Raw genomic sequence first — 22457 nt, 5'->3', positions numbered from 1 at the left:
TCGTGACATGGTATCCGCGCTGCCGCTCCCCTCACGACATCGTTTTTCACGCCGGACCTCGGACTTTAGTCCAATCTTGCGCCTGCAAAGGTCCTGGAGGACAAACGCAACGGTCGGAGGTCGCTTCCGGTCACCACGTGTTTCGGCGATGTTGGTTGCACTGCAACGTTGGGGTGGGCGCGCCGGCTCAATCGACGGAGTTCAGGATGCACGGATCGATAACGGCCCGTTGTTGCCGGCTGGCTTTCGGATCGGCGGCGCTTCTGGCGCTGACCATCGCTCCCTATGGAATTGCCTTTCATGGCTTCGTGCCTGGAATCGAGGCCGCGACCGCACTCGCCGGCAAGGGTGGGGGTGGCAATGACGGCGGCGGTGGCGGTGGCGGTGGGAATAGCGGCGGCGGAAACGGCGGCGGCAACAATGGAAACGGCGGCGGCAACAACGGCAACGGCAACGGAAATGGCGCTGATAACGGTGGCGGCAATTCAGGGTCCGGCAAGGGCCAGGGCGGGAAGAGCAGCCATGTCAACGCCATCACCGGCGACGAGATCGACGTGGACGGCAACAAGATTACGGTTCAGCACCCCGACGGCATAACGGAAAAGATCGAGAACGGCCGTTTCAGGATGAAGGATGCGCTCGACCGCACGATCATCGACCGCCCGGCCACACCGGCCGATGTCAGCCGCCTCAAGGCCCTCTGAACCTTGGCCTTCTGAAATCTCGGCCTTCTGAAATCTAGGCCTTGTGAAGCTGGTCAACAGGCAACGACCGGCTTCACACGTCACCTCCGCCGCCCCCCGGCGGAGGTGACCTCGTTTTCGCGCTGTGTTCCAATGCTGCGATGACTTGGAGAATTCCAGGGAAAGCACGTAGCGCTTTCCCTGGCTGCGTTGCCGTAAGTCGGCGATTCCAACGACGCCGAACCGCTCTATGAGAAGTCCCTCTCGCGGTCGCGAAACTCGCGCATCATGAGGGCAGCCTCGGTGCGGTTCCGCACGCTGAGTTTCGAGAGCACCCCCGTCATGTGGTGCTTGACGGTCTTCTCCTGCAGCTCCAGGCGCAAGGCAACTTCCTTGTTGCTCAGTCCTTCCGCCACCAGCCGCAGGATTTCGGTCTGTCGGCCGGTGAGTTGCCGCAGTCGGTCCGCCACGCCGTTGGTGGGCTGCAGGGACTGCACATCGGAAAGCAGCCGGGCCGACAACATCGGCGAAAGATAGCTTTCGCCGGCCGCCACGTTGCGCAGGATATCGGCAAGCGAGCGCGATCCGACTCCTTTGAGGATATAGCCGTGCACCCCCGCGTTCAGGGCCTTGGTCACGTCGGCATTGGCCTCCGAAACGGTCAGCATGACGATCTTCTGGGCGGGATGGTCGGCAAGGATGCTTGCAACCGCGGCCAGGCCGCCGCCGGGCATGGAAATGTCGAGCAGCAATATGTCGGGCTGCACGGTCGAGGCGATGCGTTCCGCGTCCTGCGCGGTAGCCCCTTCTCCGACCACCTCGAAGCCTCCGATCTCCGAAAGGCTGCGTGTCACACCCTCGCGGAAGAGAGGATGGTCGTCGACAATGGCGATGCGGATGGCGCCCATCATGCTTGCTCCTCGACCGAAAGACGGATCATCAATTTCGTGCCCTTCGGCCCCGTCAGGGTTTCGAACTGTCCGCCAATGCTTTCAACCCGCTCCCTAAGGCCGGCCAGCCCCAACCCTTCGGCCCGGGCCGGATCGAAGCCCGGCCCGCCATCCGACACTTCGACGAAAAGCCGGCCATTTTTCATTCCCGCACGCACCGCCTGATCCTTGCCCCGCCCGTGGCGGTAGGCATTGTTCAGCCCCTCCTGCACGAAGCGATAGATGCTGATCTTTTCAGAAGCGCCGGGCTCGGGCAAATGTTTGGGCAGCGTAAGCGTCACCGACGTGCCCGTCCGGCGCTCATGCTCCTCGACGGCCAGCCGCAACACGTCCGCCGCCGCCGCCGTTTCTATCTGCGGCAGCACCAGGCCGGTGCAGATGCCGCGTATCTCGCGCATCGCGTCCTCCAGCGTCTTGCGAATCATGGCGACCTCGGTCGAGCGGCCTTCGCTGCCATGGCCGTCGCCGGTAAACACCGGGCTGTCCATGCGCAGCGCCGCCAGGGCCACCAGTTGGGCAGGGCCGTCATGCAGGTCGGCGCCGATCCGGCGCAGGTATCGTTCGTTGAGCGCCGTGGCGCGGCGGGATGCCCGCTGCACGCGCTGCCGCAAGGCGCTGTTCTGCGTCACCAGGCCCTGCAGTTCCGACACCTGGCGGCGCAGCGCCCCGCGCTGGTCGTCGATGGTGCGGCTGGCGCGCAGGACGATGCCCGACAGAAGCAGGAATGCCGTCAAGGTGGTGCCAGCCACGATCAGCCAGCTCGACAGCAGGGCGGAAGCCAGGGTGGCCTTGAAATCGCCGGCGAGCTCGTAGAATTCGGTGACGGCGACCACGTCGCCGGACCAGGGTTCGCGCACCGGATTGTAGATTTCGAGCAACGGCACACCCGCGGCCCGCTCCTTGTCTTCGTCCTCGTCGAACGTATCGAACTGGGCCATGACGCTACCCTGGAAGGCGGAACGCAGATTTTTGTTCAGCTCGAAGCGGCGGCCGATCAAATCCGCGTCCTTCGCGTAGAGCACCGTGCCGTCGCGGCGCCAGAGCCTGAACGACGCCAGGCGTTTGCCGAGCGCGCCCTGGCCGAGTGTCTCGTCGAGCGCCTGTTTGACGGATTCGCTGAGCTCCTCGCTCTTGCGCAGGTCGGGCAGCAGCGGCGCAATCACACTGTCGACATAAAGCGCCGTCGTGGCGGCCGAATTGCGAATGACGCCGTCCCGGATCTGCGTCGTCACCCAAGTCCCCACGATCAGCATGACGACCAGCAGCCCAAAGCCGCCGGCAACGACGAATTGCAGGGCAAGGGAAAGCTCGCTCCAGCGCCGCGCCAAGTTCTGAAGAATACGAATCATGGTCCCCTGACCGCCCTTCTATCGATATGCTGGGCGATTCCAGCACATTGAGCTTCAGTCTCGCCGTTGCCAAGACCTTCGTTGCAACGACCTCGCTTGACGTCTCGGCGCGCTTCGGAAACAAGGTCCGCGATATCAGGCGAAAGCCACTTCGAGGGGGACGGACGTTGAGTTTTTCGGGATTGCTGCAGCTGGGTTTTTCAACGGTGATCTTCCTGCTGGCGGCGACCGCCGCCAAGCAATGGGGACTGGCGCCGAGCCTGGGCAAGATCCTGCTGACGCTGGCGCTCTATTCGCTGGGCAATCTGATCATGCTGCGGCTGATCCGCGAGTTCGGCATGTCGGTGTCGTTCAGCCTTTCGGCGGTCATCCAGCTGGTCTCGGTCAATGTCGTGGCGCTGGTGTTCTTCGGCGAGCGCGTCAACGCGCTGCAGGCGACCGGCATCATGCTGGCGATCGCCGCCGTGGCGCTGATCACCCTTGGGCCCTATCTGCAAGGGCGGTTATAACCGTGCCGATGAAAAACGCTGCGAAAACGCTGCTCAACCGGGTCGAATTCCCGGTGCTGCTGGCCGGACTGGTCATCGCTGGTGGGCTGTGGGCGTTCGAGGAATTGATGGAGGTGGCGCGGGCCACCACGCCGCACGCCTTCGATACCGAGATACTTCTCGCTTTCCGCCAGCCGGGCCAGCCCGGCCTTCCCATCGGTCCGTCATGGCTGGAAGGGGCGATGCGTGACATCACCAGCCTTGGCAGTACCAGCGTGCTGGTGCTGATCACCACCGCGACGGTCATATATCTGCTTTTGATCCGCAGGCGAGGCACTGCGCTTCTCATCTTCGTTGCCGTGGCGGGCGGCCAGCTTCTGTCGAGCCTGCTGAAAGTCGGCGTCGACCGGCCACGTCCGGAACTGGTTTCGCATCTGGTCAACGAGACCTCGCTCTCCTTTCCGAGCGGCCATGCCATGCTGTCGGCGGTGACCTATCTCACGCTCGGTTCGCTGGCGGCACGCTTCCTGCCAGGCCGAACCACCAAGGTCTACGTGTTGTTCCTGGCGGTGCTGACGACGGTGCTGGTCGGCGTCAGCCGCGTCTATCTGGGCGTCCACTGGCCGTCCGATGTGCTGGCGGGCTGGTGTGCAGGCTTCGCCTGGGCGATGCTATGCTGGTTGGTGGCGAGGGTTCTGCAACGGCGCCAGGCGGTGAGCGACGATGCCTGACCCCACCGTCAGATCAACCTGTTGATGAGGTGCCCACCACAGCCCGCCAGCGCCAAAGCCATCGGTAGCAAGCCTGCTGATGTCATCAAGATCTTGAAAACGTTCAACCTCGTTATCCCCTGCCCCGAATGTGCGGCACCTTAGGCTGAAATCCTCGGAAAGTATCGAGAAATGGACAATCAGGCGAAGACGCTAACGTGCCGCAAGCGTCAAGCGGCCGCTGGTGACCTATGCCGCGTCGATCCGCGATGCGCGGGCGCAGCTGGCGGGAAAACAAGAGGCGGAGCAACCGTCGCTCAACGGTTGAGCGATGCCGGGCCGCTGACGAAAGGACTTTCCTTCAGGTAAAAGCGAAGCAGGCGGTCCGCGTCCTTCGAAATGCCGATCCTGATGCCCTGTCCGATCGCGCCCGCCCCGAATTCATCGTGTGCGAGCCATAGCGGGCCTTCCCGGCAAAGGTCGAGCCCGTCGAGCGATCGATCGATCCGCAATGCCGCGGCCAGCCTTCCGGGCCCGCGCGCCAGGTCGCGCAGGCGCTCGACGCCACGGTTCAGCCGCATGATCGCGATGCCTTCCAGCGGCTCCAGTGCCCGGATCAGCACGCCGGTCCCGATGCCTTGCGCCTCGCTCGAAACGTTCAGCATGAATGAGATGCCATAGGCGAGATAGACATAGGCGTGCCCGCGCTCGAGAAACAGCGACCGGTTGCGCTCCGTCATCCCTCGAAAGCCATGCCCGGCGGCATCGCCGGCGACATAGGCTTCCGTCTCGACGATCCGCCCGCTGACCCTGCCGTCGGGCAAGTCGCGCACCACCAGCTTGCCGATGAGATAACGGGCAAGGGCGGCCGTATCGTCCGGCAGTTCTTCCCGCGCGAGCGGTGGATGATTTGTCGAGCGGTTCACGGGATCCGTTCGACCCATTGCGCGCGCGAAGGTCCGGGTTCGAACGGATCGCCGAAATACTGCGTCTCGCGGGCCACCTTGCCGTCGAGGAACTCCATGATGCTGACCGTGTAGGACGGCCTTCCGTCATAGGTCAGGATATATTCGGTGACCCAGAGGTCACCGGTGCCGGTGATGCGGCGCACGGTGAAGCGCTTGCGGTTCGGCTGCGCGGCGCGGGACGACTGGATGTTGCGCCGCCCGCTTATGCGCTCGCCCGATTGCGGATAGTCGAGCACTGCGTCCTCCCGGTAGACCTCGTGCTCAGCTTCGAAGTCGCTGGTGTCGGAAGCGGCCCAGTGACGATCCAGGGCCGCTCTGATCTCTCGGTCTTCCATCTCGAACTCCTCGGCCGCCGATGGCGGGCCGTCATACCATATATGCCTGCCTGGAGCGGACCTTCGAGATTGCGCGGAACGGCGTTCGCAAAGCCAGCCGAGGCGCCGCCGGCCGCGCCTATCGATCATTTTTCATTAGACATCCGCCTGGCGCAGGGCATTGGCGATCACCGCGAAGGCGGGCGAGTTCTGCCGGCGGGTCGGATAGTAGAGGTAATAGCCCGGGAACAGCGGGCACCATTCGTCGAGCATCAGCACCAACCGGCCCGACCGAAGCTCGTCGGTCACCAAATTCTCCGGCACGTAGGCGATCCCAAGTCCGCTCACGGTGGCGTCGATCATGGGGATCGTCGAATTGAAAGTCAGCTGTCCGTCGACGCGCACCCTCAGCTCTGGAGCGCTCGGTATGGGCTCTCAATCGATCTTCAGCGCCGCCACCTCCCCCTCGTTCATCAGCGGCACATAGAGGATCGACTTGCCGTCGGTGCCGATGTCGGCACTGCCCGGCTTGAAATGCGCCACCGCTTCCGGCGCGCCGCCGGTCCTGTATCGGTAGAGCGTGCCGGTCATGTAGGCGGTGGCATAGATGGTGTCGCCCAGCGCGATGACGCCGTCGAGGTCGGCGAATTTCTGCGCGCCCGCGAGCGGTGTCACCGTCTTGCTGGCGAGGTCGACCGCCAGCAGCCCGCCCGGCTCGGCCGTGCTGAAGTCGGGCTTGATGCCCTTGCCCCACGAGGCGACGATCAGCCTGCTGCCATCGGCGAAGACGCCGTTGGGTGAAGCGAGCATGGCGTCCCTGACAAACAGCTCCGGTCTGTCGCCGTCGATGCGGTAGATCGTGTCGGCCAGCATGTCGGTGACATAGACCTTGCCTGACTGGTCCGACGTCATGTCGTTCAGGAAGACGGCATTCGGGACCACGATGCTGGCGATGAGCTTGCCGCTGGCGAGGTCGACGACGCGGACCTTGGTGATGTCGGCGACATAGAGCTTGCCGCCCGCTATCGCCATGCCCTTGGGCGCGTCCATGCCGTCGGTCCAGTGCTGGGTGACGATCTTGCCCTCCGTGGACAGCACGCTGAGATAACCAATGCCGTCGGCGTCGCCCGGATTGCCTGATATGTTGGAAACGATGATGCGGCTATTGGCGGCGTCGAACAGCGCCGATTCCGGCTGTTCGAGGCCCGTTGCCCGCCAGAGTTCTCCGGCCTGGGCCGGCGGTGCGGCCGCTATGCCGATGGTGGCGATAAAGGCTGAGGTGACGAAGATGTTCATGACTGCTCTCCTTTGATGTCGGCGAAGAGCTAGGCTTTTCGATACTTTTCGGGAAGCCAGATTGCCACTAGTATCGAATACCGATACGAAACCGCAGGCAAGAGGTGCATCCCATGAACGGTCTGGTCTTCGAGGCGCTTAAGCGGACGCTGAAGGCGAAGGGCGTCACCTATCGCGAGCTTGCCGAACGCATGGGCGTTTCCGAGCCGACGGTGAAGCGCATCTTCCATGAGAAGAACTGCAAGCTCGACCGGCTGGTGGAGATCTGCGCCGCCGCCGGCGTGGAACTGGAAAACGTGCTCGGCTCGATGAGCAGGGGGCCGGGGCCGGTCAACCACGTCGCGCCGGAGATCGAGCGCCGGCTCGCCGGCCGTCCGGCGCTGCTGTTCGTCTTCGTCATGCTGTCGGAAAAGTTCACGCCTGAAGGCATCATGCGCTCGCAGGGCCTGAGCGAAGCCTCGATGTTCCTCTATCTGCGCGACCTCGAGCAGCTCGGCCTGATCGCGCTCGGCCGTGGCCTGTCGGCGAAATTGCTGGTCGAAACGCCGATTCAATGGAATTTCGAGGGGCCGCTCAGGCCGTTGTTCGAGATGACCAACAAGAATTTCATCGGCTGGGCGATCACCCATATCGAGAAGGAGGCGACCTTCGTCAGCTTCTCCAGGCGGATGCGCCCGGAGACGGCGGAAATGGTGCGGCGCGAGGCCGAGGAACTGGCCGACCGCGCGAAACTGCTCGCCCATCACGACCAGCACACCACGCCCGAGGACGGGTTGGTCGGCTACAAATGGACGTTCGCCTTCGGCGCCACGCCGTTCGAGGCGATCATGCCGATCGGCCCGCATCCGCGCGACGCCGGGGCGTTCGATCGGCCCGCCGCTCCTGCAAAGGGACGCCGCCCGTTACCGGCCTGATACAGAAACCGAAATCACATTCATGATAGAGTTCGCGCACTGATTTGTCAGATTGTAGAAGGCGGGTTTGCGGAATGCGTGACACGTCCCCATGAAATCGAAGTGATCCTATGTCGACCGCGCCAACACTTGAACTTCGCCGCTATTCGCGCCTGAAAAATTTGCGGGCGCGCGCAGAACGCCAGGGTGCTGCATTACAGTTCTGGGCGCGTACGGCATCGCTCGCCGTGATCTCCTGCTTCTTTTCATTGACCAGCCGCTGGGATGCTTCGCTGCTCTTCGTGCTGGCGGGCCTCGTGCTGTTCCAGCTGGTCGGCCTGATCCAGTTTCTCTTTGCTCGCCGTCGTACGGCGCGATGGTGGATCGGTTACCTCACCGGTACGCTGGACATCATTCTGTTGACCGTTCTGCTGATAACGCCCAACCCGTTTTCCCTCGAGGTCGCGCCGGCCGCGATGCAACTGCGCGAGGGCAGCTTTAAATACCTGCTGATTTTCGTATGCCTTGGCGCTCTGACCCTTTCGACACGATTGGCACTCTATCTCGGCGCGCTCGCGGCCCTGACATGGGCGATCGGGGTGGGATGGGTGATTTCCCATCCGGGAACCGTAATTCCGGCGACGAACCTCTATTCGCTGCCAATGACAGAGCGACTGAACCTCTATCTCAACCCCAATTTCGTCGATACATTCGCGCAGGCGACCAACGTGTTGGTCGTGCTGATTATCGGCGCGATCATGGCGCTGGTCGTCTTTCGTTCCCGACATCTGTCGGAAGACTATGTCAAGGCAGAGCGCGCCCGCGCCAATCTCGCCCGGCATTTTTCGCCCAATGTCGTCGACCAGCTCGCCGCCGATGACGAGCCCTTCGGCCCGGTTCGCCGGCAGGATATCGCGGTGCTGTTCGCCGACATCGTCGGCTTCACACACTATTCCGAGGATCATCCGGCCGAAGCAGTGTTCGAACTCCTGCGTCAGTTCCACCGTCGCATGGAACAAGTCGTTTTCGACCACCGTGGCACCGTCGATAACTATATCGGCGATTGCATCATGGCGACATTCGGGGTTCCGCAAGCCAGCCATGACGACGCGACTCGGGCCATCCAGTGTGCTGAAGCGATGGTCGCCGCTCTCGAGGACTGGAATGTACAGCGTGTGTCCAGGGGATACCCGCCGCTGGACGTTCGGATCGGTGTACAATATGGCGCAGTGGTCATCGGCGCGGTCGGCAGCGAGCGCAATCTGTCCTTCGCGGTGGTGGGCGACACCGTCAACGTCGCCAGCCGTTTGCAGTCGCTCTGCCGTGAGCTTCAGGCGAATATTTGCTTTGGGTCACGACTGATTGAGGCGGCGAAGGCGGAATCGCCCACGACACCGTTGAATGCGCGCGATCATGGACCGATGAGCATCCGCGGCCGGGACGAACCGGTCCATGTCTGGGTCGAACGCAGAGCCGAAAACCAGGGTGTTGTTGCGGTTCCGGCGTGACATAGGCCGCCATGTGAAACGCTGCACCTCGGCAGGACAGCGGTAGGCCGCGCCAGGCATGTCCTGACCTAGGCGGAAAGCCATCACGTGTCCGCCGCGGTTGCGCCAGCCTTTGCGGCTGCGGCGTCCGTGCTTGCCTTGTCGTCCCAGGTCACGGCCCTGTAGTCGAAGCCGTATTCCAGCGTCGGCTTGACGATGCGGAAAAACGGCGACAGGTCGAAATCGCGCGGCGTGTAGAGCGAGTGATGGCGGATGTGCAAGATTTCCCTGCGCATATAGGTCGACTGCGCCGAGGCGCGGCCGGGCGCGCGGGATATCTCGGGCAGGATCGGATAGCGGATCTGGCCGTAAGCCTCGGCAATCAGCGTCGAGCAGATCGCCCGCGTCGGGTCGCCGGAGCCGAAGGCCAGCATGCGGCGGCGCCAGCGCACCGGCACCGGCGGCGTCGGCATGAAATAGCGCAGCATGTCGAAGATGTTCTTGAGGTCGTATCTCAGGCCGAGCTTGCTGATCATGAAGGCGACGACCTTGTCGCGGTCTTCGGGTGCCAGGCCGCTCGCCCGGCAGATGCGGGTATTGTAGGTCCGGTACCGCGACAAGGGTACGGCGACACAGCCTTCGCCGAGCGTGACCTCGATCAGCCGCCTGCGTTCCGAGCCGTCATCCGGTTCGGCCAAAGCGTCGCCGACATAGAAGGCCGCATGCGACCACGTGGACTGGGTCAGATACTTGATCGCCGCCGAGATCTTCTGGTTGCCCTCGATCAACAGGACGTCGCCCGGCTCCAGCGTGCGGCGCAGTGTTTCGGCGTCGGAAGGCGTGTAGGGCTCGTATCCCGAGGATTCTTCCTGCAGCTGACCGGCAAGCCAGCGGCCCAGTCGATCCAGAAGCATGTCGCCAGGCTCGGTCATCGGCTATGGCGATTACCACAGGCCGGTGCCCGAGGGCAAAGCATGTTCGGTCCGGATCAGCCGGTGGCCGCAAGTGCGCCGGCGTCTTCGGCCGAGCCGGCAAGATCGTCGCGGGCCTTGCGGGCAAGCCTTTTCGTCGAGCGCTTGGGGCTGTCGTCAAACAGTTCGGCCGCCTCGGCAAGGCACGCCTTCTTCAGGCTCTTTTCCGAACGCTTGAGCAGCTTGCCGAGAAGTTTCGTATCCTCGGGCGGTCCCAGCGGCTCGTCGTCCGCCTCGAGCAACGCACGCATGACGAACACATCATGCAGTTCGCCGAGCCGTTCGCCCAGCGCATCAACGGCCTTGCGCCGCGCCTTGATCGGGGTCGGCCACAGCCTGCCGAGCAGCGACAGGTGCATGCCATGCGTCTTGGCCGCCTTGCGCAGGTCGTGGAAATCGTCGGCCTCGCCGTGCGAGCCGGCCTTGTCGAGGGCCCTCCTTGCACGGCGCAAGGTGGCGCGGGCGCCTTCGGCAAGCACGTCGGCGGCCTGTTCCGGCTGGTCGGGCAGGGTAAGGGTTTCCATGCGCTTCATGCCGTCTTCGCAGGCAGCGGCGGCCGCGCCGATCGCTGCCTGCAGCCCGGCGCCTTCGTGCAAATCATGCTGGCGTGCGATCAGCCGGTCGCGCACGGCATCGAGCCCGCCATCGGCGCTTTCCCTGGCAAAGGCCGCCGCCAGCCGATCGATGGTTTCGATCAGAGCTGTCGCTTCACGCGGGCCGGCAAGCAGCGCCGCCACATTGCGATAGCATTGGTTTTCCGTGGCACAGAACGTTTCGTCTCCGGAACGAACGAGGCGCAACAAGGCGCGCGCGCTCTTCAGCCGCTTGCGGCATTTGTGTAGCCCCTGTTCGGGCCGAGTGCGCGCCACGTCCAGATGTTGCAGGGCCTTGCCGATTTCCTCGGCAAGGATGCGTCTGACCTCGCCGGTCAGCGGCAAGCGCGGGTCTATGCGAAAGCTCATGCGGCGATCTCCGGTATCCCCCCGAGGGCGAGCGACGCGTTGTAGAACATCTGTTCACCGGTGACTTCACGGCCGAGCCAGTCCGGCAGCATTTCATCCGGAACGTCTTCCGGAGTCTCGAGTTCGGCCACCACAAGTCCCGCCAGTGCGCCGCCAAAGACATCGACTTCATAGAGATAGCCGCGATGTCTAACATGGTAGCGTGTCTTCTCGATGACACGTCCGATGGCGAAGTCCAGCATCTCCACCGCCTCCGCCAGCGGGATCGGATATTCGAATTCGTCGCGCTCGCGCGCGCTGCTGCCGAATTTGAGCGTCAGCTTGGCCGAGGCGCCATCACTGATGCGGATGCGGACGGTTCGTCCGGGTGCCGTGGCGAGATAGAACTGGAGAATGCGGATATCCGCTTCCACCAGGTCCCGCCACGCGGGGCTGGAGACCAGGAACTTACGCTCGACTTCCTTGCCCATGGCCGCGCACTAAAGCGTTTGCCGAAGGCGATGGCAAGACGGCACCGCACACAAGTTGACTTTAATCAATCGATTGATTAAAATGCTTGCCATGATCAAATTGTCGGCCGCCAAGCCGCCCCGCCACGCGACATCCCCGGCTGAGCTAACGCGTGCCGCGCTCGTTCGGGCGGCGCTGAAACTGTTCGGGCGGCAGGGCTTCGACGGCACCTCGACGCGTGAAATCGCCGCCGAGGCAGGGGCCAATATCGGCTCGATCGCCTATCATTTCGGCGGCAAGGAAGGTCTTCGCGCCGCTGCCGCCGACTTCATCGTCGAGACCATTCAGGCCGTCGCCGGTCAGGCGCTCAATGAACAGGCCGCGACGGCTGGCGATCCGGAGGCGGCGCGCGCGCAGCTGTTCGCGGCCCTGGAACGGATGGTCGGCTTTGTCGTTGCCAGCCCGCAGGCCGGGGAGATCGTGCAGTTCGTGCTGCGCGAACTGTCGCATCCGACGGCGGCGCTCGACCGCATCTATGACGGCGTCTTCGAGCCGGCGCATCGCCGCCTGTGTCTGCTCTGGGAGCAAGCCACCGGCGAGCCGGCCGAGAGCGAACGGACCCGGCTCACCGTGTTCACGCTGATCGGCCAGGTCATCTATTTCCGCATCGGCCGCGAGGCGGTGATGCGCCGCATGGGCTGGCAAGACATCGGTGCCGCCGAGGCCGCCAAGGTGGTGGCGGCCACCACGGACAACCTCGGCGCCATGCTGGCCGCCCGAAAAGGGGTAGGGATGAAGGGACCAAGACAATGAGCTTCCTGTGTTCGCTGCCGCTCGCCGCCCAGCTGTTCGGTGCCTGCGCCCCGGCGGCACCGCTCGCCGTCGGTTATGTCGAGGGCGATTACGTGCTGCTGGCGCCGATCGAGGTGGCGCAGGTCGAGACGGTGACGGTGAAGCGCGGCGATCGCGTCACGCCGGGAGCCACCGTGGTGACACTCGAAAATGCCGATGCCAGGATCGCGGTGGCGCAGGCGCAGGCAAGCCTCGCCCAAGCACAGGCGCAGTTGGCCGACCTGCAGGTCGGCAAGCGGCCCGAAGAAATCGCCGCACTCAAGGCTCAAGTCGACATGGCCAAGGCGCAGGCAGACGACGCAAGACGCAAATACGCTCGCGCCGCCGATCTGTTCAAGCGCGGCACCGGCACCCAGGCCGACTATGACACCGCCTCGGCGACGCTGGAAACCGCCAACGCCCAGGTCGGCCAGGCCGAGGCCAACCTCGCCGTCGGCGGCCTGCCGGCGCGGTCCGAGACGATCAAGGCCGCCGACAACCAGGTCAAGCAGGCGCAGGCCGAACTGGAGCAGGCGGTGTGGCGCCTCTCCAAGCGCACGCTCGCGGCCCCTTCGCCCGGCCGCGTCAACGACGTCATCCGCAATCCCGGCGACACGGCGGGCCCGACCGCGCCTGTCATCTCGGTGCTCCCCGACGGCGCGGTGAAGCTCAGCGTCTATATTCCGGAGAGCGCTTTCTCCTCGGTCAAGGTCGGCAGCCTGCTCAGCGTCCATTGCGACGGCTGCGGCCCGGAGGTGAAGGCGCGCGTCAGCTATATCTCGCCCGATCCCGAATTCACCCCCCCGGTGATCTACTCCCTGGAAAACCGGCAGAAGCTGGTCTACCTCGTTGAGGCGCGGCCGGAGGGCGATGCGGGGCCGCTGCAGCCCGGCCAGATCGTCGATGTCGATCTCGCGGATATGGGAAGATGAACGCCATCGACGTCCGCGGCCTGGTCAAGCGCTTCGGCGGCAAGATCGTCGTCGACCATGTGACCATGTCGGTCGCCGAGGGCGAGATCGTCGGCTTCCTTGGCCCCAACGGCTCGGGCAAGACCACCACGATTCGCATCATGTGCGGCCTGCTGACGCCGGACGAGGGCGAAGGCACGGTGCTGGGTTTCAACATCCGCACGGACAGTCTCAGGATCAAGCGCGAAGTCGGCTACATGACGCAGAAATTCTCGTTCTACGAGGATCTCACGATCGGCGAGAATCTGGAATTCGTGGCGCGGCTCTACCGGCTGAGACCAGTCGAGGAGTATGTCGCCCGGACATTGGAGGAGCTCGGCCTGGCGACGCGCCGCAACCAGCTGGCCGGCACCTTGTCCGGCGGCTGGAAGCAGCGGCTGGCGCTGGCCGCCTGCATCATGCACAAGCCGAAGCTGCTTCTGCTCGACGAGCCGACGGCCGGCGTCGACCCGAAGGCGCGGCGCGAGTTCTGGGACGAGATCCATCGCCTGGCCAGCGGCGGGCTGACCGTGCTGGTCTCCACCCACTATATGGACGAGGCCGAGCGCTGCCACCGCATCAGCTACATCTCCTACGGCAAGATGCTGGCCACCGGCACCGTGGCCGAGGTGGTGAAGAACGCAGGGCTGACCACTTTCGTGGTGCAGGGTCCGCGGCTTGACAAGGTGGCCGAAGCGCTTGAGGGCCGCGCCGGCGTCGACCAGGTGGCGCCGTTCGGCGCCACGCTGCATGTCGTCGGCTCCGACCGCAAGAAGCTTGAAGCAGCGCTTGCCGATGTCGAGAGAGAGCACAAGGGCGTGACCGTGGCGCCGGGCGAAACCAGCCTCGAGGACGTCTTCATCCAGTTCATGTCCGGTTCGAAGGACAACATGACATGAAACATGGCATGAACAGCGTCTTTTCCTTCGCCCGGCTCGGCGCGCTGCTGATCAAGGAGTTCATCCAGATGCGGCGCGACCGCATCACCTTCGCCATGATGCTGGGCGTGCCGCTGTTGCAACTGGTACTGTTTGGCTTCGCCATCAACAACGATCCCAAGAGCCTGCCGACGGCGCTCGTTGCCATCAGCAACGACCAGTATACGCGCGCCATGGCCTCCGCCCTGCAGATGACGGGCTACTACCACTTCGACTATGTCGCGCAGAGCGCCGCCGAGGCCGAGGAACTGATGGCCAAGGGCGCCGTCTCTTTCGTGGTGACGATCCCCGCCGATTTCGCCCGGCGGGTCGAGCGCGGCGACAACCCGCAGATCCTGATCGAGGCCGACGCAACCGATCCGTCGGCGGCGAGCGGCGCCGTTTCGACATTGAGCAAGGTGGCGAGCCAAGCGCTGCTGCGCGCGCAGGGCATGCAGGCGGCGGCCGCTGAAAGCGCCAGGGGGCAGCTGCAGGTGGTGGTGCACCAGCGCTACAATCCCGAAGGCATCTCGCAATACAACATCGTGCCTGGCCTGCTCGGCGTGATCCTGCAGATGACCATGGTGATGATGACCGCCATGGCGCTGACCCGTGAGACCGAACGCGGCACGATGGAGAACCTTTTGGCGATGCCTTCCAGCCCGGCCGAGATCATGCTCGGCAAGGTGCTGCCCTTCCTCGTCGTCGGCGCGGTGCAGGTGGCGGTGGTGTTGACCGCGGCGAAGCTCCTGTTCAGCATCCCGTTCGTCGGCTCGCTGACGCTGCTTTTGTCTGCGGTGCTTGTCTTTGTGCTGGCGCTGGTGCTGCTCGGCTACACGATCTCGACCATGGCACGCTCACAGATGCAGGCGATGCAGCTCACCTTCTTCTTCTTCCTGCCGTCGCTGCTCCTGTCGGGCTTCATGTTCCCCTATCGCGGCATGCCCGGTTGGGCGCAGGTGCTGGGCGAGATCTTTCCGCTCACGCATTTCCTGCGCGTCACCCGGGCGGTGATGCTCAAGGGTGCCGACTTCCATGCGATAGGAGCCGAGGTCGGCTGGCTGGTGCTGTTCGTGGTGGTGTTTGCAGGCACGGCTCTGCTCCGGTTCCGCCGCACGCTGGATTAGAGGTTAGGGGCCACCGAATGACCGACGCCTCTAAGCCGCCGCCATGATCTCGGCGTAGGTGCCGAAATCGACATTGCCGCCGGAGAGCACCACGGCGACGCATTTGCCGGCAAGGTCTATCTCGCCCGACGACAGCGCCGCCAGCCCGACGCAGCCGCCGGGCTCGACCACCAGTTTGAGATGGGCCATGGCGTCGCGCATCGCCTGCGCGGTCGCTCTATCGGAAACCGCAATGGCGCCGGCGAGGTTGCGGCGGTTGATCTCGAAGGTGATGGCGCCCGGCTCGGCGGTGAGGATGGCGTCGCAGATCGAACTGTAACCCGGCTCGTTCGAGACCCTGGCGCCCGCTGCCAGCGAGCGGCGCGTGTCGTCGAAATGCTCGGGCTCGACCGCCCAGATCGCGGTGCCGGGCGAGGCATCCTTGACCGCAACGGAAATGCCGCTGGTCAGGCCGCCACCGCCGCAGGGAATGACGACCGCGTCGAGCCTGACGCCGAGCGCCCGCGCCTGCTTCACCAGCTCCAGTCCGATCGTGCCCTGGCCGGCAATGATGGCCGGGTCGTCGAAGGGCGGCACCAACGCCATGCCCTTGTCCAGATAGGGACGGACCACCGTCATGCGGTCGTCCTTGAAACGGTCGAAGGGCACCACCTCCGCTCCCATCTTGCGGACATTGGCGATCTTCATGTCCGGCGCATCCGCCGGCATGGCGATGACCGCCTTGACGCCGAACATGGCGGCGGAAGCCGCCACCCCTTGCGCATGGTTGCCCGAGGAAAAGGCGACGACGCCACGGGACCGCTCTTCCTCGCTCAGTGACGACAGCTTGTTGTAGGCGCCGCGGAACTTGAACGACCCGGTGCGCTGCAGCGTCTCCGGCTTGAACAGGATGCGGCCGCCGAAGCGCCGGTTCAGCTCCTGCGATTCGAGCAACGGGGTCTCGACGATCAGGCCATAGAGGCGAGCGGCGGCGGCGTGGATGTCGGCGATGCCGGGAGGGATGGTCATGGCGGGTCCTGGTGATGCGATCCGGTCATGGTGCACGGAAAGGCTTGCGCGATGCCAACGAAAAAATGTGACAGGGACAAAGTTGGTGAGTCAGAACGGCGGGCGGTGCTGCCCCTCACCTGCCTGCCGGCACTCGTCATTCGAAAAGCCAAGCAGTTGGCTTTTCGTCCGCTACGCGGACCATTCCTCAACTCCCCGTATAGTCACGGGGACAGGGCGCTTGCCGCCGAGGTCAGCTGTTTTCTCCCCGTCACTATACGGGGAGAAATGCCCGGCAGGGCAATGAGGGGTGGCGCTAGCCTTGGCAATTGGCCGCGTCCTGCCCCAAGGGCCCTTAGCCCAATCCTAACCCAGCAACGTCCGCTGCCGTTTGCTCCCGCCCAGCTTGCGCCAGCCGTTGAACCGATGCGTGGCGGCGGCGAACGAGATCTTCATCTGCTGGGCCACCGTATAGCGTGACTTGCCTTCGTCGAACATGCGGTAGCAGCACTCGACGCCTTCCTCGGTCAGCTTGCCGTCCGGCGCCTTGTTGTGTGGATTGGCGGGGTCGAATTTCTCGACCTGCTGCTCGACCAGGCCCTTCAGGCGCTGCAGGTCGGCCTCGATGCTGGCGATGAGATCGAGGACCGGTTTCGGATCATAGGCGTGCGGAGGCGTCTTTGCCGTCATCAGCTCGTTCCTTTTTATGGCTTGGCTCCAGATATAGGCGAACATTCACTGATAATGAAGAGCGATACCCAGACCGGGGCTTCAACTATTCTTGAACCGCCGGCCAAGCGCGCGATTGACCATGGACGCCGTAAACCTTAGTTTAGAACCATTCTAAACTAGGATGATTTTCTCATGCTTTCCCGTGTTTTCGGCTTCGGCCGCCGCCCCTTCGAATCGCTCTCCGAACAGGAGATCCTGGCGCTGGCCATTTCATCGGAGGAAGATGACGGGCGCATTTACCGGGCCTATGCGGACGGGCTGGCCGAGACTTTCCCGCAATCGGCAAAGGTGTTCGAGGAGATGGCCGAGGAAGAGGATGGCCATCGCGACTCGCTGATTGAACTCTTCCGCAAGCGTTTCGGCGAGCGCATTCCGTTGATCCGCCGTGAACATGTGAAGGGCTATTACGAGCGCAAGCCCGACTGGCTGGTGCGGCCGCTCGGCGTCGAGGCCGTGCGCCGCCAGGCCGAGGCGATGGAGCGACAGGCCTATCTGTTTTATGTCGAGGCGGCCAAGCGCACCACCGATGCCTCGACGCGAAAGCTGCTCGACGATCTGGCGTTGGCCGAACAAGGGCACGAGACGCTGGCGCAGCGCCTAGAGCAGACGCACGTACCGGGCGATGTGAAGGACGAAGAGGCCGCCGCCGAACAGCGTCAGTTCATCCTGACCTACGTGCAGCCCGGGCTGGCTGGTCTGATGGATGGATCGGTCTCGACGCTGGCGCCGATCTTCGCCGCCGCCTTTGCGACCCATGATACCTGGCAGACCTTTCTGGTCGGGCTGGCCGCCTCGATCGGCGCCGGCATTTCAATGGGCTTCACCGAGGTCGCTTCCGACGACGGCAAATTGTCGGGCAGGGGCTCGCCGGTAAAACGCGGCATCACCACCGGCGTCATGACGTCCGCGGGCGGGCTCGGCCACGCGCTACCCTACCTCATCCCGCATTTCTGGACGGCCACCGCCGTTGCCGCCGTGGTGGTGTTCTTCGAATTGTGGGCCATCGCCTTCGTCCAGAACCGCTACATGCAGACCCCGTTCCTGCGCGCCGCCTTCCAGGTGGTGCTGGGCGGCGCCCTGGTGTTCGCGGCCGGCGTGCTGATCGGGAATGCGTGAGGCGCGCTTCTTCCTTCCCCCCTTGTGGGGGAAGGTGGCCTCGCGAAGCGAGGTCGGATGAGGGGTGTTCCAGGGAACACCAACGTCTCACTCCGCTGGAACACCCCTCATCCGTCTCGGCGCTGACGCGCCGATCCACCTTCTCCCACAAGGGGAGAAGGGAAGGCGCTACCCATTCACCGCCCGGCTGTCCGCCGGCGCCTCGTCCCTCTCGGCCAGCCCGTAGTCCCGCACCACATGGGCGATCCGCAATCTATAGCCGGCAAAGATACCGCCGCGCCCGGCCTGCTGCGCCTGCCGGTGTTCTTCCGTATTGCGCCAGGCCTTGACCGCCTCCTCGTCGCGCCAGAATGACAGCGACAGCACCCGGTTCTGGTCGGCCAGGCTCTGGAAGCGCTCGACGGAAATGAATCCATCGATGCCGTCGAGCAGCGGACGCAACTCGGCGGCGATGCCGAGATAAGCCTCGCGCCGGCCTTCCGCGGGCTGCACCTCGAAGATGACGGCGATCATACCTTCACCAGCGGCGCGTGCGGGCCGGACGCCAGTTTCAGGAACATGCGGTCCTCCTTGAGGATGAATCGTTCGCGGCGGGCGAACTCGTAGTTTGCCTTGCCGGCGGGGTCGGCGGCAAGCCGGGCGCGATAGGCTTCGTAGGCCGCCAGGTTTTCGATGTTGTAGGCGGCATAGGCCGTCGTGGCCGAGCCCTCATGCGGCGCGAAATAGCCGATCAGATCGGCGCCGCAGCGCGGAATGGCCTGGCCCCAATTGCGGGCATACTCCTCGAAGGCGGCCTTGCCGAACGGGTCGATCTCATAGCGGATGAAGCAGGTGATGGTCATCTCGGTCTCCTCGGGGTTTTGCAGCGACGGTTCGAGGGCGGTCGAAACGTCACGCGCATCTCTGTGCTAGTCAGTCTGGTGTCAGGAGCCATCATGCCGGCTCCTTGAGCTGGACCGAGAATACTGGTTATCTGACAAGGATGCTTCGATGAGGATCAAACCATGCGCGAAGGACCCGATATTGCCCGCATCGCCAGCCTGGTCGGCGATCCGGCCCGCGCCAACATGCTGAACGCCCTGATGGGCGGCACGGCATTGACCGCGAGCGAACTGGCGCTGGAGGCCGGCGTGTCGCTGCCGACCGCGTCCTCGCATCTGTCCAAACTGATGGAGGGCGGACTGCTGACCGTGGCCAGCCAGGGCCGGCATCGCTATTACGGGCTGGCCGGCCCGCAAGTGGCCGGCATGATCGAAGCCATCACCGGCGTGGCCGAAGCCGTCGGCCCCAAGCGCGTGCGGCCGGGCCCCCGCGACGGCGCGATGCGCATCGCGCGCGTCTGCTACGATCATCTTGCCGGCGAACAGGCCGTTGCGATGCTGGATCGTCTTGTCGACAAGAACATACTGGTCCGCGACGACAAGGAGATCAGGCTCGGCCCGTCCGCGGCCTCGCACTTCGCGGCGATCGGCATCGATGTCTACACCAAGCCTAGGCGGCCCGTGTGCCGCGCCTGCCTCGACTGGAGCGTGCGGCGCTCGCACCTCGCTGGAACGCTGGGCGCCGCGATCCTCGACAAGATCCTTGCCGAGAAATGGGCGCGCCGCGAGAAGGACAGCCGCGCCGTGGTTTTTTCACCGCCGGGCAAGCAGGCGTTCGAAAGGGTGTTTTTGGGATAAGAGGTCGGCGGCGCTCATTTTCGCGAAGCCGGCGGGACAGCGCCCCCGGCGTCGAAAGTGTCGAATTACCCCCGCTTCAAAGCCTTCCCCTGCCTGAAAAAGTCCTTCCATGGGTCGGCTTCCGCCAGCTTCGCCAGCGTCGTCTTGTCACCGATCGGGAAGGCGTTCGGCGCCAGCCCGGCCTCGATCTCGGGCCAGGTCACCGGCATGGACACCGTCGCGCCCTTCTTGGCCCGTGAGGAGTAAGGTGCCACGGTGGTCGCGCCGCTCCCATTGCGCAGATAGTCGACGAAGATTTTTCCTGTACGCGCCTTCTTCGACAGCGTCGCCGTGTAGCGGTCGCGGGCACCCTGCTCCAGCGCCCTGGCGAAATCATGGGCGAAGTCTTTGACTTCGGCCCAATCCGCCGATGGTTTCAGCGGCACGACGACATGAAAGCCCTTGCCGCCCGATGTCTTGACGAAATTGGGCAGCGACAGCTCGTCGAGCTTGCCCCTGATGTCGAGCGCCGCCTCGCGCACCGCCTTCACATCGACGCCCTCATCGGGGTCGAGGTCGAAGACGATCTGGTCCGGCTGTTCGAGCTTGTCGATCGTGCAGCCCCAGATGTGGATCTCGACCACACCATACTGGACGAGCGCCGCGACCCCGTCGAAATCCCGGATGAACAGGATTTCCTCGCCATCCCCGGGGTCCCTCATCCGGGCGATCTTGTCGCTCATTCCGGGGGAGGCGTGTTTCTGGAAGAAGCGCTGCCCGCCAACGCCGTCCGGCGCGCGCACCAGGCTTAGCGGCCGGTTGACGACGAACTGTTCCATGCGCGGCCAGACCAGCGCGTAATGGTCGAGCAGGTCCTGCTTCGATATCTTCTCGTCGGGCCACAAAAGCTTGTCGGGATGGGAGAGCTTTACGGAGGTCGTCATCCCGCCGGCAGGCCTACCGGCGCTGCTTGCCGCCGGCTTGGCCTTTGCCGGGCCCTTGCCTGTCGCTGGCTTGCCTGTCGCCGCCTTTGGCTTTTCCTGCACGACTTCCTCCGCCGGCTTGTCCTCGCGCAGCCCCTGGAACGAAGCATGGCGTATTATACGGTCCGAGGTCCAGCTGCGAAACTCCACTTCGCCGACCAGTTCCGGCCTGACCCAGACAAGGCCCTTGCCTTTCGGCACCGCCGCATCGAAGGGCGAGGCGTCCGACGTCAGCGCATCGAGCCTCTTTTTCAGCTCGTTGGCGCCCTTGGTGGAGAAGCCGGTGCCGACCCGGCCGGCATAGTGCAGGCGGCCGTCTTCGTAATAGCCGACCAGCAGCGAACGCAGGCCGCGTCCCGTCTTGTCAGATGGCAGATAGCCGCCGATGACGAATTCCTGCCGCGCCGTGCACTTCGATTTGACCCATGCCGGACCGCGCCCGCCGCGGTAGGGCGCATCGGAGCGTTTTGAGACGACGCCTTCCAGCCCCATGCGGCAGGCATGTTCCAGCATGATCTTGCCGGGTTCGGCAAAATGGTCGGAGAAACGCACCGCCGCATTGTCGGCCTGCTCGCCGAGCAGGTCCTGCAAGGCCTGCTTGCGCTCGACCAGCGGTTCCCTTCGCAAATCCTTGCCGTCGAGCCGCATCAGGTCGAACACATAGTAGATGAACCGGTTCGTCCGCTTCGCCGACAGGTCCTGCTGCAGCAGCGCGAAGGACGACACGCCGCTGTCGGCCAGCACGACGATCTCCCCGTCGATGATGGCATCGCTGCATTTCAGCCCGGCGAGTTCGGCCGCGATCTCGCCGCCGAATTTTTCCGTCCAGTCGAGGCCGGTTCGGGTCAAGAGCCGCACGTCGGTGCCGGCGATCTGCGCCTGCATGCGATAGCCGTCGAACTTCACCTCATGCAGCCAGTCCTGGCCCGACGGTGCGTCCCGCTCCAGCGTGGCGAGCTGCGGTTCGATGAAGTCGAGTTTCCTGGCCCCGGCCTTGGCCTTGCCGGTGGCCGGCTTGTTCGAGTGCCAGACCTTGGGTTTCTCGCCCTTGGCCGCCTTGCCTTCGCCGACCTCCTCGATCGTCAGGCCTGATTTCACCGACTTCGGCTCGTCGTTGAGAATATCCTCGCCGGGGCGCGCGGCGGCATCGTCGGACTTGATCAGCAGCCAGTTGTCTCGTTTTTCGCCCGGGCGCGGCCGCAGCCGCACCAGATGCCATTTGCCACGCAGCTTGTGGCCCTCGAGTTCGAAGTTGATGTGCCCCTTCTTCATCATCTTCGCGGGTTCGTCCTCGGGCATCCAGGTTCCTTCGTCCCAGACGAGCACCGAGCCGCCGCCATATTCGCCCTTGGGGATGGTGCCTTCGAAGCCGGCATAGTCGATGGGATGATCCTCGACATGCACGGCCAGCCGCTTTTCGTGCGGGTCGAGGCTAGGACCGCGCGTCACCGCCCAGCTCCACAGCACGCCGTCATGCTCGAGGCGAAAATCGTAATGCAGCCTTGTCGCGGCATGCTTCTGGATCACGAAGATGCCGCCGCCCTTCTTCCCGCGCGTAACCTTGCCGGCCGGCTCCGCGGTCTTCTTGAAGTCGCGCTTCGAATGATACTGTTCGAGGCTTGCCATCTCGTATCC

General features: G+C 64.2%; 24 protein-coding genes and 1 pseudogene. 11 read left to right on the top strand and 14 right to left on the bottom strand.

Annotated features, from left to right (window positions below; translation table 11 throughout):
• Window positions 1-206 precede the first annotated feature (206 nt).
• Complete coding sequence (locus EN851_RS31670) at window positions 207-704, top strand: hypothetical protein (RefSeq protein WP_135930768.1); 498 nt, start codon at window positions 207-209, stop codon at window positions 702-704.
• 227 nt (window positions 705-931) lie between these two features.
• Here the strand turns inward: EN851_RS31670 and EN851_RS31665 are convergent, their stop codons facing one another.
• A complete protein-coding gene (locus EN851_RS31665; RefSeq protein WP_127871064.1) occupies window positions 932-1594 on the bottom strand; it encodes a response regulator transcription factor in 663 nt (220 codons plus the stop codon).
• Window positions 1591-2982: a sensor histidine kinase gene (locus tag EN851_RS31660; RefSeq protein WP_127278299.1), complete on the bottom strand. Its 1392-nt coding sequence runs from the start codon at window positions 2980-2982 to the stop codon at window positions 1591-1593. The genes EN851_RS31665 and EN851_RS31660 overlap by 4 nt, the downstream gene beginning before the upstream one ends.
• A gap of 167 nt (window positions 2983-3149) precedes the next feature.
• Here EN851_RS31660 and EN851_RS31655 point away from each other — a divergent pair, with 167 nt between their 5' ends.
• Window positions 3150-3491, top strand: a complete 342-nt coding sequence (locus EN851_RS31655; RefSeq protein WP_056585458.1) for a hypothetical protein — start codon at window positions 3150-3152, stop codon at window positions 3489-3491.
• A gap of 8 nt (window positions 3492-3499) precedes the next feature.
• Entirely contained in the window at window positions 3500-4201 is a 702-nt protein-coding gene (locus tag EN851_RS31650) for a phosphatase PAP2 family protein (protein ID WP_135930784.1), read from the top strand.
• 296 nt (window positions 4202-4497) lie between these two features.
• Here the strand turns inward: EN851_RS31650 and EN851_RS31645 are convergent, their stop codons facing one another.
• From EN851_RS31645 to EN851_RS31630, 4 genes and pseudogenes are all read right to left on the bottom strand, one after another.
• Window positions 4498-5124, bottom strand: coding sequence for a DNA-3-methyladenine glycosylase (locus EN851_RS31645; RefSeq protein ID WP_135918003.1), 627 nt, complete (start codon window positions 5122-5124; stop codon window positions 4498-4500).
• Complete coding sequence (locus EN851_RS31640) at window positions 5103-5483, bottom strand: nuclear transport factor 2 family protein (RefSeq protein WP_135930767.1); 381 nt, start codon at window positions 5481-5483, stop codon at window positions 5103-5105. Before EN851_RS31640 ends, EN851_RS31645 begins: the two co-directional genes overlap by 22 nt.
• Window positions 5484-5618: 135 nt before the next feature.
• Window positions 5619-5876, bottom strand: a pseudogene (locus EN851_RS31635) (LysR substrate-binding domain-containing protein); the annotation flags it as partial.
• Between the two features lie 21 nt (window positions 5877-5897).
• Window positions 5898-6758, bottom strand: a complete 861-nt coding sequence (locus EN851_RS31630; protein WP_135930765.1) for an ATP/GTP-binding protein — start codon at window positions 6756-6758, stop codon at window positions 5898-5900.
• Window positions 6759-6871: 113 nt separating this feature from the next.
• On the opposite strand from EN851_RS31630, the gene EN851_RS31625 reads away from it, so the two are divergent.
• On the top strand, window positions 6872-7672 hold the full coding sequence (locus tag EN851_RS31625) for a helix-turn-helix transcriptional regulator (protein ID WP_135862925.1): 801 nt from the start codon (window positions 6872-6874) through the stop codon (window positions 7670-7672).
• A gap of 110 nt (window positions 7673-7782) precedes the next feature.
• Complete coding sequence (locus EN851_RS31620; protein WP_127871069.1) at window positions 7783-9159, top strand: adenylate/guanylate cyclase domain-containing protein; 1377 nt, start codon at window positions 7783-7785, stop codon at window positions 9157-9159.
• Window positions 9160-9242: 83 nt separating this feature from the next.
• Here EN851_RS31620 and EN851_RS31615 read toward each other — a convergent pair whose 3' ends face one another.
• Genes EN851_RS31615 through EN851_RS31605 form a run of 3 tightly spaced genes read right to left on the bottom strand, consistent with a single transcriptional unit; the run spans window position 9243 to window position 11541 of the window.
• Window positions 9243-10070, bottom strand: coding sequence for a lipo-like protein (locus EN851_RS31615; protein ID WP_135930764.1), 828 nt, complete (start codon window positions 10068-10070; stop codon window positions 9243-9245).
• A 56-nt stretch (window positions 10071-10126) separates the two neighbouring features.
• On the bottom strand, window positions 10127-11071 hold the full coding sequence (locus EN851_RS31610) for a CHAD domain-containing protein (protein WP_135930763.1): 945 nt from the start codon (window positions 11069-11071) through the stop codon (window positions 10127-10129).
• Entirely contained in the window at window positions 11068-11541 is a 474-nt protein-coding gene (locus tag EN851_RS31605) for a CYTH domain-containing protein (protein WP_127871072.1), read from the bottom strand. Before EN851_RS31605 ends, EN851_RS31610 begins: the two co-directional genes overlap by 4 nt.
• Before the next feature lie 91 nt (window positions 11542-11632).
• Between EN851_RS31605 and EN851_RS31600 the strand changes: the two genes are divergently transcribed.
• Genes EN851_RS31600 through EN851_RS31585 form a run of 4 tightly spaced genes read left to right on the top strand, consistent with a single transcriptional unit; the run spans window position 11633 to window position 15346 of the window.
• Window positions 11633-12334, top strand: a complete 702-nt coding sequence (locus tag EN851_RS31600) for a CerR family C-terminal domain-containing protein (protein WP_135930783.1) — start codon at window positions 11633-11635, stop codon at window positions 12332-12334.
• Window positions 12331-13284: an HlyD family efflux transporter periplasmic adaptor subunit gene (locus EN851_RS31595; protein WP_135930762.1), complete on the top strand. Its 954-nt coding sequence runs from the start codon at window positions 12331-12333 to the stop codon at window positions 13282-13284. The genes EN851_RS31600 and EN851_RS31595 overlap by 4 nt, the downstream gene beginning before the upstream one ends.
• A complete protein-coding gene (locus tag EN851_RS31590) occupies window positions 13281-14201 on the top strand; it encodes an ABC transporter ATP-binding protein (protein ID WP_135930761.1) in 921 nt (306 codons plus the stop codon). Before EN851_RS31595 ends, EN851_RS31590 begins: the two co-directional genes overlap by 4 nt.
• A gap of 8 nt (window positions 14202-14209) precedes the next feature.
• Window positions 14210-15346, top strand: coding sequence for an ABC transporter permease (locus EN851_RS31585; protein WP_135930782.1), 1137 nt, complete (start codon window positions 14210-14212; stop codon window positions 15344-15346).
• A 30-nt stretch (window positions 15347-15376) separates the two neighbouring features.
• Here the strand turns inward: EN851_RS31585 and EN851_RS31580 are convergent, their stop codons facing one another.
• Entirely contained in the window at window positions 15377-16354 is a 978-nt protein-coding gene (locus EN851_RS31580) for a threonine/serine dehydratase (protein ID WP_135862910.1), read from the bottom strand.
• A gap of 345 nt (window positions 16355-16699) precedes the next feature.
• Window positions 16700-17023, bottom strand: coding sequence for a hypothetical protein (locus tag EN851_RS31575; RefSeq protein WP_127280438.1), 324 nt, complete (start codon window positions 17021-17023; stop codon window positions 16700-16702).
• Between the two features lie 174 nt (window positions 17024-17197).
• Between EN851_RS31575 and mbfA the strand changes: the two genes are divergently transcribed.
• Window positions 17198-18181: an iron exporter MbfA gene (gene mbfA, locus EN851_RS31570; RefSeq protein WP_135930760.1), complete on the top strand. Its 984-nt coding sequence runs from the start codon at window positions 17198-17200 to the stop codon at window positions 18179-18181.
• Window positions 18182-18349: 168 nt separating this feature from the next.
• Here the strand turns inward: mbfA and EN851_RS31565 are convergent, their stop codons facing one another.
• Both EN851_RS31565 and EN851_RS31560 read right to left on the bottom strand, forming a co-directional pair.
• Window positions 18350-18694 (bottom strand): antibiotic biosynthesis monooxygenase, encoded by a 345-nt coding sequence (locus EN851_RS31565; protein WP_127871078.1) that lies wholly within the window; start codon window positions 18692-18694, stop codon window positions 18350-18352.
• Window positions 18691-19023, bottom strand: a complete 333-nt coding sequence (locus EN851_RS31560) for an NIPSNAP family protein (protein ID WP_127279421.1) — start codon at window positions 19021-19023, stop codon at window positions 18691-18693. The genes EN851_RS31565 and EN851_RS31560 overlap by 4 nt, the downstream gene beginning before the upstream one ends.
• 162 nt (window positions 19024-19185) lie before the next feature.
• Here EN851_RS31560 and EN851_RS31555 point away from each other — a divergent pair, with 162 nt between their 5' ends.
• Window positions 19186-19860 carry a winged helix-turn-helix domain-containing protein gene (locus EN851_RS31555; protein WP_127279422.1) on the top strand — a complete coding sequence of 225 codons (675 nt, stop codon included), beginning with the start codon at window positions 19186-19188 and terminating at the stop codon, window positions 19858-19860.
• A 65-nt stretch (window positions 19861-19925) separates the two neighbouring features.
• On the opposite strand, the gene ligD is transcribed toward EN851_RS31555, so the two are convergent.
• Complete coding sequence (gene ligD, locus EN851_RS31550) at window positions 19926-22448, bottom strand: DNA ligase D (protein WP_135930759.1); 2523 nt, start codon at window positions 22446-22448, stop codon at window positions 19926-19928.
• Window positions 22449-22457 lie beyond the last annotated feature (9 nt).

It is taken from the genome of Mesorhizobium sp. M8A.F.Ca.ET.208.01.1.1 (assembly GCF_004791315.1).
GTDB lineage: Bacteria > Pseudomonadota > Alphaproteobacteria > Rhizobiales > Rhizobiaceae > Mesorhizobium.
Note: the sequence above shows the minus strand (reverse complement) of the source record. Positions and strands in the feature narration are given on the sequence as shown.